The sequence below is a fragment of the Pseudoxanthomonas sp. LjRoot206 genome, from assembly GCF_056175725.1.
In genome coordinates this window covers 126,259-141,674 of sequence record NZ_JBGFFI010000003.1, presented here as the reverse complement: position 1 = coordinate 141,674, position 15,416 = coordinate 126,259, and the positions used below count along the sequence as shown (strand labels likewise).

Annotated in this window: 11 protein-coding genes; 7 read left to right on the top strand and 4 right to left on the bottom strand. The window is 65.6% G+C overall.

Annotation, left to right across the window (positions count from 1 at the left end):
* The first annotated feature begins 11 nt into the window (after positions 1-11).
* The 4 genes from rfbA to AC04MD_RS09840 all read left to right on the top strand — a co-directional run bounded on the left by rfbA (position 12) and on the right by AC04MD_RS09840 (position 4,403).
* The gene (gene rfbA / locus AC04MD_RS09855) at positions 12-899 is read left to right on the top strand and encodes a glucose-1-phosphate thymidylyltransferase RfbA (RefSeq protein WP_475497108.1); all 888 of its coding nucleotides are present in this window, start codon (positions 12-14) and stop codon (positions 897-899) included.
* On the top strand, positions 896-1,453 hold the full coding sequence (rfbC, locus tag AC04MD_RS09850) for a dTDP-4-dehydrorhamnose 3,5-epimerase (RefSeq protein ID WP_475497107.1): 558 nt from the start codon (positions 896-898) through the stop codon (positions 1,451-1,453). Before rfbA ends, rfbC begins: the two co-directional genes overlap by 4 nt.
* A complete protein-coding gene (gene rfbD / locus AC04MD_RS09845) occupies positions 1,450-2,358 on the top strand; it encodes a dTDP-4-dehydrorhamnose reductase (RefSeq protein WP_475497106.1) in 909 nt (302 codons plus the stop codon). Before rfbC ends, rfbD begins: the two co-directional genes overlap by 4 nt.
* 86 nt (positions 2,359-2,444) lie before the next feature.
* Positions 2,445-4,403 carry an alpha/beta hydrolase family protein gene (locus AC04MD_RS09840; RefSeq protein WP_475497105.1) on the top strand — a complete coding sequence of 653 codons (1,959 nt, stop codon included), beginning with the start codon at positions 2,445-2,447 and terminating at the stop codon, positions 4,401-4,403.
* Positions 4,404-4,455: 52 nt separating this feature from the next.
* Here the strand turns inward: AC04MD_RS09840 and AC04MD_RS09835 are convergent, their stop codons facing one another.
* Complete coding sequence (locus AC04MD_RS09835) at positions 4,456-6,261, bottom strand: peptide MFS transporter (RefSeq protein WP_475497104.1); 1,806 nt, start codon at positions 6,259-6,261, stop codon at positions 4,456-4,458.
* A gap of 116 nt (positions 6,262-6,377) precedes the next feature.
* Here AC04MD_RS09835 and AC04MD_RS09830 point away from each other — a divergent pair, with 116 nt between their 5' ends.
* The 3 genes from AC04MD_RS09830 to AC04MD_RS09820 all read left to right on the top strand — a co-directional run bounded on the left by AC04MD_RS09830 (position 6,378) and on the right by AC04MD_RS09820 (position 11,808).
* On the top strand, positions 6,378-8,372 hold the full coding sequence (locus tag AC04MD_RS09830) for an OPT family oligopeptide transporter (protein WP_475497103.1): 1,995 nt from the start codon (positions 6,378-6,380) through the stop codon (positions 8,370-8,372).
* Between the two features lie 93 nt (positions 8,373-8,465).
* Positions 8,466-10,535 (top strand): S9 family peptidase, encoded by a 2,070-nt coding sequence (locus AC04MD_RS09825; protein ID WP_475497102.1) that lies wholly within the window; start codon positions 8,466-8,468, stop codon positions 10,533-10,535.
* A 4-nt stretch (positions 10,536-10,539) separates the two neighbouring features.
* Positions 10,540-11,808 carry a DUF819 family protein gene (locus AC04MD_RS09820; RefSeq protein ID WP_475497101.1) on the top strand — a complete coding sequence of 423 codons (1,269 nt, stop codon included), beginning with the start codon at positions 10,540-10,542 and terminating at the stop codon, positions 11,806-11,808.
* A gap of 66 nt (positions 11,809-11,874) precedes the next feature.
* Here AC04MD_RS09820 and AC04MD_RS09815 read toward each other — a convergent pair whose 3' ends face one another.
* The 3 genes from AC04MD_RS09815 to corA all read right to left on the bottom strand — a co-directional run bounded on the left by AC04MD_RS09815 (position 11,875) and on the right by corA (position 15,316).
* Entirely contained in the window at positions 11,875-12,099 is a 225-nt protein-coding gene (locus AC04MD_RS09815; RefSeq protein WP_192200437.1) for a YbdD/YjiX family protein, read from the bottom strand.
* 3 nt (positions 12,100-12,102) lie between these two features.
* Positions 12,103-14,190: a carbon starvation CstA family protein gene (locus AC04MD_RS09810; RefSeq protein WP_475497100.1), complete on the bottom strand. Its 2,088-nt coding sequence runs from the start codon at positions 14,188-14,190 to the stop codon at positions 12,103-12,105.
* A gap of 112 nt (positions 14,191-14,302) precedes the next feature.
* Positions 14,303-15,316: a magnesium/cobalt transporter CorA gene (gene corA / locus AC04MD_RS09805; RefSeq protein WP_475497099.1), complete on the bottom strand. Its 1,014-nt coding sequence runs from the start codon at positions 15,314-15,316 to the stop codon at positions 14,303-14,305.
* Positions 15,317-15,416: the final 100 nt, after the last annotated feature.

The following is a 15,416-nucleotide window of genomic DNA, read 5'->3' as shown; positions in this document are numbered from 1 at the left end:
GCAGGAAGATCATGACGACACGCAAGGGCATCATCCTCGCGGGCGGGTCCGGCACCCGTCTCTATCCGTTGACGCAGGCGATCAGCAAGCAGCTGCTGCCGGTGTACGACAAGCCGATGATCTACTACCCGCTCAGCGTGCTGATGCTGGCGGGCATTCGCGAAGTGCTGGTGATCAACACGCCTCATGAGCAGGCGCTGTTCAAGGCATTGCTGGGGGACGGGTCCCAGTGGGGCATGGACATCCAGTACGCCGTGCAGCCCAGTCCGGACGGACTGGCACAGGCCTACCTGATCGGCCGCGACTTCGTGGACGGCAAGCCGAGCTGTCTCGTGCTCGGCGACAACATCTTCTACGGTCACGGTTTCACGGAGCAACTTCGCCGTGCGGACGCGCGTGCGGAGGGAGCTACCGTCTTCGGTTACTGGGTCAACGATCCCGAGCGCTACGGCGTAGCGGATTTCGATGAGGCCGGACGGGTCATCGGGATTGAAGAAAAGCCGGCCAAGCCGCGATCCAACTATGCCGTTACCGGTCTGTACTTCTATGACGGACGCGCGAGTGACTATGCAGCCTCGCTCAAGCCTTCGCCGCGTGGCGAGCTCGAGATCACTGACTTGAATCGTTGCTATCTCGACGCGGGTAACCTGCACCTCGAACAACTTGGCCGCGGACACGCCTGGCTCGATACCGGCACGCACCAATCATTGCTCGAAGCATCGAATTTCATTGAAACCATCGAAGCACGCCAAGGCTTGCGGGTCAGTTGCCCTGAAGAGATTGCCTTCGGCAACGGCTGGATCGACGCGGCACAGGTCGAGAAACTGGCGGCGCCGCTCGCCAAGAACGGCTACGGCCAATATCTGCTGTCGCTCGCTGCACGAGGTGTTGTTCGATGAAAGTAATTGAAACCAAACTGCCAGGTTGCGTGGTCATCGAGCCTGCGGTGTTCGGCGACGAGCGCGGATTCTTCTTCGAGACGTGGAATGCCGGACGTTTCGGCGAACACGGCTTGCCGACCGCGTTCGTCCAGAGCAACGTCTCCTCGTCCTCGCGAGGCGTGCTGCGCGGCCTGCACTACCAGTGGCCGAATCCGCAGGGCAAGCTGGTCAGCGTGCTCGAGGGTGAGGTCTACGACGTGGCCGTCGACATCCGTCGCGGCTCTCCGACGTTCGGGCAATGGGAAGCGGTGATCCTGAGTGCCGAGAACAAGCGCCAGTTCTGGATCCCGGAAGGCTTCGCGCACGGTTTCGCGGTGGTGTCGGAGCGCGCGATCTTCAGCTACCTGTGCACCGCCGTGTACGACAAGGTGGCGGATGCCGGCGTGCGTTGGGACGATCCGGCCATCGGCATCGACTGGCCAATCAGCGAGCCGCAGTTGTCGGCCAAGGACGAGGTCGCGCCGTTGCTGGCCGATATCGCACCGGAGCGCCTGCCGACATTCGAGCCATGACCGTCCTGCTGCTGGGCGCCAATGGCCAGGTCGGTCATGAGCTGAGGCGCAGCCTGTCCCCGCTGGGAGACGTTGTGGCGACGACGCGTTCCGGCGAACTACCGGACGGCGGGCGTTGCGAGATCGCGGACTTCGACCGCCCGGACATGCTTGCCGATCTGGTGCGGCGCATCGCGCCGATCGCGGTCGTCAATGCCGCCGCGTATACAGCGGTAGACAAGGCAGAGGACGACGAAGCGGCCGCCTTCCGTGCCAACGCGGAAGCGCCGGGGGTACTAGCGCAAGCATGTGTCCAGCTCGGCATTCCCCTTGTTCATTACTCGACCGACTACGTGTTCGATGGGCAGGGTTCCCGCCCCTATCGCGAAGACGAGGTGACCGCGCCACTAGGCGTATACGGCGCCAGCAAGCTGGCTGGCGAGCAGGCCGTCCGCAATGCGGGTGACGGGCACCTGATCCTCCGCACGGCCTGGGTCTACGGCGGGCGAGGCCACAATTTCCTGCGGACGATGCTGAGGCTCGGTGCCGAACGGGATGAACTCCGCGTGGTGGCGGACCAGCGCGGTACGCCAACGCCGGCCTACCTGATCGCTAATGTCACCGCGGACCTGCTGCGTGATCGCGCGGCGCCGCGTGGCACCTACCATCTGACAGCGGGCGGAGAGACCAGCTGGCATGGTTTCGCGACCGCCATCATGGAAGGGGCGGCAGAACGCGGGTTGATTGCGCGGGCGCCCCGCGTCGTACCGATCGCGACGACTGACTTTCCGACGCGCGCCACACGGCCGGCTTACTCCTGCCTGGACGTGGCGAAATTGGAAGCCGTACTGGGGAGCGCGATGCCTGACTGGCGGGAAGGCCTCGCCTCGGTGCTCGATGGGCTTGCCGGGAGCCGCGCAGTCTAGGTCCCGATAACCCTCCCCTGGCTCGATTGCGCGACCGTCCCGTCGTCGCTATCGTCCGGGCTTCAGGGAATCCATCGGGGAAGGACATGCTGCAGGGGATCACATGGGGACTGGCCGCGTGTCTGGCGCTGGCCAGCGGCATCGCGTCGGCGCAGGTGGACGTGAATGCCTTCGTCCGCAAGGACCAGTTCGAAGACATCAAGCTGTCGCCGAACGGCGAATATCTGGCCGCCACAGTGCCTCTGGAAGACAGTACGGCGCTGGCGATCACCAGCCGTGCCGAAACCAAGATGCTCGCCACGTTCAGCATGGGCAGGAACACCTATGTCGACGATTTCTGGTGGGTGAGTCCGGACCGTGTGGTCATCGCGGTCGCGGAAAAGTTCGGTCAGCTCGATCGCCCTGTTCCCACCGGTGAGCTCTATGCGATCAGCGCGAATGGAGGGAAACCCACGATCCTGGTGGGCTACCGCATCGCCACGCAGCAGGTCGGTTCCAATATCCAACAGAAGAAGTCCGAGCAGGTGTCCGCCGAGCTCATCGATTCGCTGCCAGGCGACGACAAGAACGTGCTGGTGGCGATCTGGCCGTGGGCGGACGAGCCGTATACACGGGCAGAACGCATGGACGTGTTCACCGGGCGTCGCGTCCCGGTTGCGCGCGCGCCCGTGCGGCGTGCTCACTTCACGACGGACAACGCCAGCGCGGTCAGGTTCGCCCTGGGTGCCGGAGGCGACAATGTCAGCAAGCTGTTCCATCGTGCACGCGATGGCGACGAATGGAAGCTGGTGAACGATGAGGCCGTTACGGGCCGCATCGAGGCCCCCTTGGGATTCGCCGAGGACAATCGCATCGCCTATCTCCAGGTCGAGCAAGCGCAGGGCCCGGATGCGGTGGTGGCCTACGATACGGTCTCGGGCGAGCGTAAGGAAATCTTCCGTAACGCCCATGTCGATCCGGGAACGGTGATCTATTCCAATGGCGTGCGGGACGTGCCGTTGGGCGTGTTCCTCGCCGATGGCAAGTGGAGCACCACGTTCTTCGATGCCAAGGCGCCGGAAGCTCATCTCTACAAGAGTCTGGAGGCTGCGTTCGCCGACCAGCGGGTACGCATCACCTCCAGCACCGACGATGGCAAGCTCGTGCTGGTCAGCGTCAGTTCGGATCGCAATCCTGGTGAGTTCTACATCTTCGACACACAGGCCAAGAAAGCCGAATTCCTGCTGGCGCGCCGGCAGTGGCTCGACGCGGAGAAGATGGCCGACATGCGTCCCATCCGGCTGAAGTCGCGTGACGGCATCGACCTGCACGGCTATCTCACGGTGCCGCGCGGCGTCACCGGAAGGACACCGATGATCGTGGTGCCGCATGGCGGACCCTTCGGCATCCGCGACTACTGGGCCTTCGAGGAAGAGACCCAGATGCTGGCGAGCGCCGGCTACAGTGTCCTGCAGATCAATTTCCGCGGTTCCGGAGGATACGGCCGGCGCTTCCACCAGGCAGGCGCCCAACAATGGGGCGGCGCGATGCAGGACGACGTGACCGATGCGACCCGATGGGCCATCTCGGAAGGCCATGCCGATCCTGCAAGGATCTGCATCTACGGAGCCAGCTACGGTGCGTATGCGGCGCTGATGGGCGTCGCGAAGGAGCCGGCGCTCTACAAGTGCTCTGCGGGCTACGTGGGTCTGTACGATCTGCCGATGGTGTTCCAGCGTGGCGATATCCAGGAGACCATGTCGGGCGAGACCTTCCTGCGCGACTGGTATGGCGACAAGGCGAAACTCGCGGCCGTGTCGCCCACGAACCTCGCTGGCCAGATCAAGGTGCCGGTGTTCCTGGCGGCAGGTGGAGAGGACAAGCGCACACCGATCCAGCACACCGAAATGATGGAGCGCCGCCTCAAAGCGGCGGGGGTGCCGGTCGAAACGCTGTACTACAAGACCGAAGGCCACGGCTTCTACAAGCCTGAGCATCAGAAGGAGTACTACACGCGGCTGCTGTCCTTCTTCAACCGGCATCTGGGCGGCGCGACCGCGAAGTAAGCGCGCAGCCCGGTTTTCGATAGCCAACGGCGTCCTCGGGCGCCGTTGCTTTTCATGCGCGTCGCGTCATCCGTTTCAGCAGCGGCGCAACGACCAGCGCCAGCGCACCGCAGGCCAAGCCGATCCACATCATCAGCCAGAACAGGTCGGCGTAACCGCCGGCGGCCTGCGCAAGATCCCAGGCCTCGCCCTCGGGAACGTCGAGCGCGGCCAGCTTGCCGAACTGCGCGGCCAGTGTTTCCGAGAACGCCGTGGCGAGCAGCCACATGCCCATCATCAGGCCGACCACGCGTGGCACCGACAACTCGGTGACCGCCGCCAGGCTGACCGGCGCCAGGCACATCTCGCCGATCTCCAGCAGCAGATAAGCCAGCACCAGCCACCACACGCTCGCCATCACCCCGGTCTCGCCGACCTGCTGTGCGGCGAGCGCCAGCGGTACGAACGACAGACCACCGAACACCAGGCCCAGCGCGCCCTTGAACGGCTTGGAAGGATCGCGCCCGTGCCGTGCCAAAGCGGCCCACAGCCAGGCGAACACCGGCGCCAGCACCACCAGGAACAGCGCGCCGAGATAGGTCAGGGAACCTGCGGTCTGCGGCAACACGACCGAGTCGCGCAGCACGAGCGCGACCATGACACCGGCCACGCCGAGAAAGATCATGCGGGCGGCCGAACGGGCGCCGCGTTCCGATGCGCGCACGGCCATCACAAAGGCGACCGGCATCGCGATCAGCCCCCAGGTCGACCAGGGGGCCGTACCCATGAACAGGCCTGCGTTCTCCACCAGGCTGTCCGACCACACCAGCACGCCCGGCGCATGTACCAGCGACGGGAACAGGTCCTTGGTCAGCAGGCGGTCGGTGAACATCACCCACGAGCCATAGGTCTGCTCGTACAGGGTGAAGAACACTAGACACATGAAGATCATCGCCATCAGCGCGAGCATCTGCCGCCGCTGCAGCGCGGTGCACTGCGTGGTGATGAACCATACGAACCAGCCGAGCACCACCAACAGCACGACCAGCATCAGCACCAGGGCGAGCGACAGCTCGCCGCCCAGCGCGAACGCACCGTTCGCCGCCGCCCACATCAGCCATGCCAGCGGCAGCACGCCCGCCAGCGCGCCCAGGTAGATCGCCCACTCGCGCGGCACGCCGAGCAGCGGTGCGCGCAATGCCACCGGCGACGGCGGTTCCGCATGGCCCTGCAGGTAGCGCTGGCCCCACAGGAACATCGCCAGTCCCAGCAGCATGCCGATGCCGGCCGCGCCGAAGCCGTATTTCCAGCCCAGTGTTTCGCCCAGGTAGCCGCACACCAGCGACGCCAGCAGCGCACCGAGGTTGATGCCGGCGTAGAACAGGCTGAAGCCGCCATCGCGGCGCGGATCGCCCGGTGGATACAGGCGGCCGACGATGCCGGTGATGTTCGGCTTCAGGAAGCCCACGCCCATGACGATCAGCGCCAGCGACAGGTACATCGTGCGCAGCGCGCCGTCGTCGCGCGTCACCACGCCCCCGTCCGAGACGGCCGCCACGCCCTCCAGCGCCATGCCGGCATGGCCCGCGACCAGCAACAGGCCGCCGAACACCACCGCCTTGCGCATCCCCAGCCAACGATCGGCGAGCAGGCCGCCGATCACCGGAATGCAGTAGACCAGTCCGCCGTAGGCGCCGATCAGGTCGTAGCCGGCCCCGTCGGCGAACAAGTGGTACTTGGTCAGGTAGAGCAGCAGCAGCGCCTTCATCCCGTAGAACGAGAAGCGCTCCCACATCTCGGTGAAGAAGCAGACGTAGACGCCCTTGGGATGGCCGAGGAAGTCGTCGCGGCCGGCGGCCGCGGGGGCAGGGTGGCTCAAGGGCCGCTCCAGCATCGGAAAACCGGCCGAGTATAGGCGGCGGGCCCGTCGCCGCAGCTGGACTTGCCGGGCAGCGGACGCTAGGTTGTCCGCTTTCTGCCATTCGGGAACGCGCCATGAGCTCGCCGGGGACCCCGCAACTCACCTTCCGCGCCGTCGTGCTGGCCATCGTGCTCGCCGTGGTGCTGTCCGCCGCCAATGCCTACCTGGGCCTGTTCGCCGGCCTGACCGTGGCCACCGCCATCCCGGCGGCCGTCGTCTCGATGGGCGTGCTGCGCCTGCTGGGCGGCGGCACGATCCTGGAGAACAACATCGTGCAGACCGGCGCCTCCGCCGGTTCGTCGATCGCGGCGGGCGTGATCTTCACCATCCCGGCGCTGATCATCCTGGGCTACTGGCAGGACTTCCAGTACTCGTGGGTGCTGGCCATCGCCGGCCTCGGCGGCCTGCTGGGCGTGCTGTTCTCGGTGCCGCTGCGCCGCTCGATGATCGTCGAGGAGCCGCTGCCGTTCCCCGAAGGCAAGGCCGCGGCCGAAGTGCTGAAGGCCGGCGAGAATCCCGGCCCGGGCCTGAAGATCCTCGCCTTCTCCGCCGCCATCGGAGCGGTGCTGAAGGTCGCCGCGCACAGCGGCATGCGCCTGATCCCCGACACCGCCGCCGGTGCCGGCTTCTTCGGCAAGTACCTCGGCTATTTGGGCACCAACCTGTCGCCGGCGCTGCTGGGTGTCGGCTACATCGTCGGCCTGAACATCGGCATCGTGGTGCTGTCGGGCAGCATCCTGTCCTGGCATATCGCCATTCCGCTGTACCACATGTTCTTCATGGGCACCGACCCGGCGCTGGCGCAGAGCATTGCCGGTGCGGGTGCGGGTGCGGAAGACGTGGCCGGTGCCATCTGGTCCGCCAAGATCCGCTACCTCGGCGTGGGCGCCATGCTGATCGGCGGCGTGTGGACGCTGTTTTCGCTGCGCAAGTCGCTGCTGTCGGGCGTCAAGAGCGGCATCGCCGCTGCCCGCGCGGGCTCCGGCGGCGCCGACGTGGCCGAGACCGATCGCGACCTGCCGATGAAGTGGATGCTGGTGGCGCTGGTCATCTTCGTGCTGCCGCTGCTGCTGCTGTACCAGGCCATCGTCGGCATGTGGCACGTCAGCATTCCGATGGCGATCATCATGATCGTCGCCGGCTTCCTGTTCGTATCGGTATCGGCGTACCTGGCCGGCCTGGTGGGTTCCTCGAACAACCCGGTGTCGGGCATCACCATCGCCACCATCCTGTTCGCCTCGGTCGTGCTGCTGCTGTTGCTGGGCGAGAGCGGTCGCATGGCGGTCGGTGCCGGCGGTGCGCCGCTCGGTGCGGTGGCCGCGATCATGATCGGCGCGGTGGTGTGCTGCGCCGCGGCCGTGGGCGGCGACAACCTGCAGGACCTCAAGGCGGGCTACATCGTCGGTGCGACGCCGTGGAAGCAGCAGCTGATGCTGGGCATCGGTGCGTTCTCCTGCGCGCTGATCATGGCGCCGGTGCTGAACATCCTCTCCGAGGCCTACGGCATCGGCGCACCGACGGCCGAACATCCGAATCCGCTGTCCGCCCCGCAGGCCACGCTGATGGCCTCGGTCGCCAAGGGCCTGTTCGGCGGCGAACTGCCGTGGGGCATCATCGGCATCGGCGCGGTGATCGGCGCGATCATCATCGCCATCGATGAAGCGCTGAAAGCCAAGGGCAGCAGCTTCCGCGTGCCGGTGCTGGCCGCGGCCATCGGCATCTACCTGCCGCTGGAACTGATGGTGCCGATTTTCCTGGGCGGCCTGCTGGCCTACCTGGTCGAGAGGCGCCATGGCATGGTCGGCACGAAGGACGAAGAGGCGCGCGATCGCCTGCACCGCCCGGGCACGCTGTTCGCCGCCGGCCTGATCACCGGCGAGGCGCTGATGGGCATCGCCGTGGGCGTCGCCATCTACGCCACCAAGGACCGCGACGTGCTGGTGCTGCCGGAGGCGTTCCAGCAGGGCGAGATCGTCGGCCTGGTGATCCTGGCGATCGTCGGCTGGCTGCTCTACCGCACGGGCGCCAAGTCGAAGGCGCTGGGCGACGTCGAACCCGGTCCCAAGTGAGATGACACACGGCGCAAAGGCGTGACCTGACGCCTTTGCGCCGCGGCGCGCTTAGCGCCTACCATCGGGGTTTCCCTGTTGCCGGAGCCCCGGATGAAGCTGAAATCCGCCCTGTTGCCCCTCTGCCTGCTGGCCGCGCTGCCGTCGCTGGCCGCCGCCCGCGGCCTGGACGTGCGCGACCTGCAGAAGCTGGACCGCGTCTCCTCGCCCACGCTGTCGCCGGATGGCAGCACCGTGGTGTTCGCCAAGCGCGTCGTCGATGCCGACGTGGTGAAGGCCAGCAGCAGCCTGTGGATCCGCAACCTGCTGACCCGCGACATGGCGCCGCCGAAGCGGCTGACGCCGGAAGGCTGGAGCGTCAACTCGCCGTCGTTCTCGCCGGACGGCAAGACCGTCTATTTCCTCAGCGCCAAGTCCGGCACGCAGCAGCTGTACGCGCTGCCGGTGGCGGGCGGCACGCCGCGCCAGCTGACCGACTTCGCGCTGGACGTGGCCAGCTACAAGCTGTCGCCGGATGGTGCGCGCGTGCTGTTCAGCACCGACACCTTCGCCGACTGCAAGGCCGACTTCGCCTGCACGAAGAAGAAGCTTGACGACACCGCCGCGAAGAAGAGCACCGGCGTGGTCTACGACGGCCTGTTCGTGCGCCACTGGGATACCTGGGCGGACGGCCGCCGCAGCCGCCTGTTCGTCGCCGCGCTGCCGGCAGGCAAGGCCAAGCCGGTCGCCAGTGCCACCTCGCTGACCGACAGCCTAGACGGTGACGCACCGTCCAAGCCTTTCGGCGGTGCCGACGAATACACCTGGTCGCCGGACGGCGCCTCGGTCGTCGCTGCGATCCGCGTGGCCGGCAAGCGCGAGGCGTGGTCGACCAATTTCGATCTGTACAGGATCGCCGCCGACGGCAGTGGTACGCCGGTCAACCTGACCGCGGCCAACCCCGCCTGGGATACCGGTCCGGTGTTCAGTGCGGACGGCAAGACGCTGTTCTACCGCGCGATGAAGCGCCCGGGTTTCGAAGCCGACCGCTACGGCCTGATGTCGATGGACCTGGACAACGGGAAAGTCCGCGAGATCGCACCGAACTGGGATCGCAGCGCCGACAGCATCGTGCTCTCGGACGACGGCGAGCGGATCTACACCACTGCGCAGGACGTGGGCGAGCATCCGCTGTTCTCGGTGGACATCCAGAGCGGCCAGACCCGCAAGATCGTTGGCGACGGTAGCGTCTCGGCGTTCGACATGGCAGGCAAGACCCTGGTGTTGTCGCGCAACACGCTGCAGTCCGGCGACGTCATCTACGCCACCAGCGACGACGTCGGCGCCACCCTGCGTGCCATCACCCCAAGCGCCGGCGAGGTGCTGAAGGACGTGTCGTTCGGTGAGTTCGAACAGTTCAACTTCAAGGGCTGGAACAACGAGACCGTGCACGGTTACGTGGTCAAGCCGCACGATTACGTGGAAGGGCAGAAGTATCCGGTGGCATTCCTGATCCACGGTGGTCCGCAGGGCAGTTTCGGCAACGGCTGGAGCTACCGCTGGAATCCGCAGACCTACGCGGGCCAGGGCTACGCGGTGGTGATGATCGACTTCCACGGCTCCACCGGCTACGGCCAGGCCTTCACCGACGCGATCAGCCAGCACTGGGGCGACCGCCCGCTGGAAGACCTGCAGAAGGGCTGGGCCGCGGCGCAGCAGAAATACACCTTCCTCGACGGCAAGAACGCCTGTGCGCTGGGTGCCAGCTACGGCGGTTACATGATCAACTGGATCGCCGGCAACTGGAACGAGCCGTGGAAGTGCCTGGTCAACCACGACGGCGTGTTCGACATCCGCTCGATGGCCTACGTCACCGAGGAACTGTGGTTCACCGAGTGGGAGAACGGTGGTACCCCGTACGACGTGCCGAAGAACATCGAGAAGTTCAACCCGGTCAACCACATCGCCAACTGGCGCGTGCCCATGCTGGTGGTGCAGGGCGAGAAGGACTATCGCGTGCCGGTCGACCAGGGCCTGTCCACGTTCACCGCGCTGCAGCGCAAAGGCATCGAGTCCAAGCTGCTGTACTTCCCCGACGAGAACCACTGGGTGCTGAAGCCGCAGAACAGCATCCTGTGGCACGACACCGTCAACGCCTGGCTGAAGCAGCACATCGGGGAGTAAATGCATGGCCGCACCCGTAGAGGGGCAGCAGATGAATGCTGCCGTCATCACTGGCGACGCCGCAGTCCTCGGATTGCTGGCGATCATCCTGGGTTTCGTTTTCTGGAGTGCTTCCCGCGAGAAGGGGGTCTGGAAGAAGTTCTACTCGGTGGTCCCCGCAATCCTGCCCTGCTACCTGTTGCCGGCGATCGCCAACAGCTTCGGCCTGGTCGACGGTGCAGGCTCGAACCTGTATCCGATGGCGCGCGATTATCTGTTGCCGGCGTCGCTGGTACTGTTCTGCGTGTCGATGGACATTCGTGGCATCTCCCGGCTCGGTCCGAAGGCGCTGGTGATGTTCCTGACCGGCACCGTGGGCGTGATGCTGGGGGCGTTGGTCAGTTTCACGGCGATGGGGGTGATCCATCCGGAAACGGTGGCCGGCGAAACGTGGCGCGGGATGACCACCTTGACCGGAAGCTGGATCGGCGGCGGCGCCAACCAGGCAGCGATGAAGGAGGTGTTCGAAGTCGACGCCACTTTGTTCGGACAGTTCGCGGCGGTTGACGTGATCGTGGGCTACGTCTGGATGGCGACCCTGCTGTTCATGGCGTCGCGAGCGGCGTTCTGGGATCGCTGGCTCAAGGCGGACACTTCGGCGATCGAAACGCTCAAGGAGCGGATGGCGAGCTACCAGGCACAGCATGCACGGATCGCATCGACAACGGATCTCATGCTGATCTTTGCGGTGGCGATCGGCGCGACAGGCTTCGCGCATTTTCTCGCCGAGCCACTGGTTGCGTGGATCACGTCGTTGCCTGCCGAATGGCGGTTGCAGGACTACAGCCTGGATTCGCGCTTCTTCTGGCTGGTGGTGATCGCCACTACCGTGGGTGTGGTGCTCAGCCTGACCCGTGCGCGTGAACTCGAGGGCGCCGGTGCGTCGAAGATCGGCACGGTTTTCCTGTATGTTCTGATTGCGACGATCGGCATGCAGATGGATCTGAAGGCACTGGCCAACAAGCCCTTTCTGCTGCTTCTGGGCCTGATCTGGATCGCGGTGCATGCAAGCCTGATGTTGCTGGTCGCGCGCCTGATTCGCGCCCCGCTGTTCTTCATGGCCGTCGGCTCGCAGGCCAATATCGGTGCGGCCGCCAGCGCGCCGGTCGTGGCCAGTGCGTTTCATCCTGCGCTGGCCCCCGTGGGTGTTCTGCTTGCGGTTCTGGGGTACGTGCTGGGTACCTACTGCGCTTACCTGACGGGACTCATGCTGCAGGCGCTCGCCGGCGGCTGATCAACAAAAAACCGCCCCTCTTTCGGAGGGGCGGTCGTTGAACTGGCAATACAGCCGGTGTTTGCCTCAGCAGCAGCGGAACCCGCTCCTGCCGCCGAACCGCGCTTCCTGCCGTTCCCGGAAGAACGTCTTGTAGTCCATCGGCTCGCGGTCGGGATGCTTCTCGAGGATGTGCCGGACATAGTTGTCGTAGTCCGGCACGCCGCAGCACAGCCGCGCCGTCTGCACCAGCCTCCGCCACACACGCTTGTGCGTGGCGAAGTGCGAGAGCGGGACGAGTTCGGTGCCCATGGTTTACAGCCACACCTTCTGCTGCTCTTCCGTCAGTGCCACATACGGCGACTCGCGGTCGGTGCGTTCGCTGCTGGCACGGGCCTTGAGGATCGCCTTCACCGCATAGAACAGCACGCTGAACACCACGAACAGGAACAGCACGGTCAGGCCGGTGTTGACGTAGCTGTTGATCACCACCTGGTGCATCTGGCCCATGCTCTTGGCGGCGCCCAGCAGCTGACCGTCGGCGATGGACGCTTGGTACTTCTTGGCCTGGGCGACGAAACCGACCGCCGGGTTGCTGTCGAAGATCTTGATCAGGCCCGCGTAAGTCGTGCAGATCAGCAGCCAGATCGCCGGCACGATGGTCACCCAGGCGTAGCGGTCGCGCTTCATCTTGAACAGCACCACCGTGCACAGCATCAGCGCGATGCCGGCGAGCATCTGGTTGGCGATGCCGAACAGCGGCCACAGGGTGTTGATGCCACCCAGCGGATCCACCACGCCCTGATACAGGAAGTACCCCCACAATGCGACGCAGCCGGCGGTGCCGATGACGTTCGCGCCCCAGGAGTCGGTCTTGCGCAGCGGCGGGATGAAGTTACCCAGCAGGTCCTGCAGCATGAAGCGGCCGGCACGCGTACCCGCATCCACCGCGGTCAGGATGAACAACGCTTCGAACAGGATGGCGAAGTGGTACCAGAACGCCATCATCGCGTCGCCGCCCGGCAGCGCGTCGTGCAGGATCACCGCGATGCCGACGGCCAGCGTCGGAGCACCACCGGCGCGCGAGATGATCGTGCTCTCGCCGATGTTGTGCGCCGTCTGTTCCAGCATGTCCGGCGTCACCACGAAGCCCCAGCTGCTGACCTTGGCGGCCACGTCGACCGCGGTGGTGCCGATGGCGGCGGCGGGGCTGTTCATGGCGAAGTACACGCCCGGCTCGATGATCGAAGCCGCGACCAGCGCCATGATGGCGACGAACGACTCCATCAGCATGCCGCCGTAGCCGATGTAGCGGGTGTGGGTCTCGTTGGCCAGCAGCTTGGGCGAGGTGCCCGAGCTGATCAGCGCGTGGAAGCCGGACACCGCGCCGCAGGCGATGGTGATGAAGAGGAACGGGAACAGGCCGCCCTTCCAGACCGGGCCGTCGCCGGTGCTGGCGAACTGAGTGAACGCCGGCATCTTCAGCGAGGTCACTTCCGGGCTGGCGATGACGATGCCGATGGCCAGCGCGACGATCACGCCGATCTTGAGGAAGGTCGACAGGTAGTCGCGCGGCGCCAGCAGCAGCCACACGGGCAGCACGGCGGCAACGAAGCCGTAGCCGATCAGCATCCAGGTGATCTGGGTGCCGGTGAAGGTGAACGCCGGGCCCCAGGTGGGATGCGCGCCGACCTTGCCGCCGAACCAGATGGCGAGCAGCAGCAGGACGATGCCGACCACCGAGATCTCGCCGATCTTGCCCGGGCGGATGTAGCGCATGTAGATGCCCATGAAGATCGCGATGGGCATCGTGGCGATCACGGTGAACATGCCCCACGGGCTTTCGGCCAGGGCCTTCACCACGATCATCGCCAGCACCGCCAGGATGATGATCATGATGAGGAAGGCACCGAACAGCGCGATGGTGCCGGCCACCTGGCCCATTTCCTCGCGGACCAGGTCACCGAGCGAGCGGCCGTTGCGGCGGCTGGAGATGAACAGGACCATGAAGTCCTGCACCGCACCCGCCAGCACCACGCCGGCGATCAGCCACAGCATGCCGGGCAGATAGCCCATCTGCGCGGCCAGCACGGGGCCGACCAGCGGGCCGGCGCCGGCGATGGCGGCGAAGTGGTGGCCGAACAGCACGTGCTTGTTGGTGGGCACGTAGTCCAGGCCGTCGTTGTTGATGTGCGCCGGCGTGGCCCGGGTCGGGTCCAACTGCATCACGTTCTTGGCGATGTACAGGCTGTAGTAGCGGTAGGCGACCAGGTAGATGGACACCGCCGCGACGACGATCCACAACGCACTGATCTGTTCGCCCTGGCGCAGCGCCACCACGCCCAGACACACCGCACCGAGCAGCGCGAGCGCGGCCCAGCCGATCTTGGAAAAACCATTCATTCCGGAACCCTCCGACAAGTCCCGACAAGGGTCCCCCCATGCGGGAAACCGGTCAATCCGTAATGCTGGATTCAGCCTTCGACTTTGGTCGCAGTCCGGCGGCGTAGGGCCATCAGAGCCAGCGCGAGCGCTTGAACAGCCGGTACAGGCCGTAGCACGCCAGCGCCACGCCACCGATCAGCAACGGGTAGGCGAAGCGACCTTCCAGCTCCGGCATGTGCTTGAAGTTCATGCCGTACCAACTGGTGATCAGTGTCGGCGCGGCGAGCAGGGCGGCCCAGGCGCCGAGGCGCTTGACGATCTCGCCCTGGGCCAGCGTCACCAGCGAGAGGTTCACGCTGAGCGCCGTCGTCAGCATTTCACGCAGCGTGTCCGTGTACTCGTTGACGCGCAGCACGTGGTCCTGCACGTCGCGGAAATACAGCCGCACTTCCTCCGGGATCAGTGCGCTCTGCGAGCGCGTCAGCTGCGCCAGCACGTCCTGCAGTGGCGCCACCGCCAGCCGCATCTGGGTCAGTTCGCGCTTCAGCTCGTACAGTTTCACCACCGTCACCCTCCGGTAGGTGTCGGCGAAGATGTCCTTCTCCAGCGTATCCAGCGTTTGCTTGAACTGGTCGATGATCGGGCGGTAGTTGTCGACGATGTAGTCGAGTACCGCGTACAGGCCGTACGAGGGGCCGAGCGCGAGCAGTTCCGGCTCGCGCTGCACGCGTTCGCGTACCGGCGCGTACGACAGCGAGGCACCGTGGCGCACGGTCACCAGGTAGCGCGGTCCGAGGAAGGCATGGGTCTCGCCGAACCTGATGCGGTCGTCGACCACCTGGGCGGTATGCACCGCCACGAACAGCGAATTACCGTAGGCCTCCAGCTTGGGGCGCTGGTGCGCGTTCTGCGCGTCCTCGACGGCCAGGTCGTGCAGGCAGAACTCTTCCTGCAGCTTCTCGAGGATGGTGTCCGCCGGTTCGTACAGACCGACCCAGATGAAGCTGCCATCGTCGACGGCGAGCACGTCGCTGATTTCATCGAGGCTGATGTCGCGCCGCTTGCCGTCCTTGTCGTAGACCACGCAGTTGATCACGCACTGCGGCAGGGCGGGTTTCGTATCGACGGTCGCGAGGTCATTCATGGCGGGAATCGTGCGCCACGAGCGCAGCTGCGGCAAGTCGGGCTCCTTGTAGAACATCTCTGTAGGAGCGCCCCATGGGCGCGATGCTTCTAGGTCACGC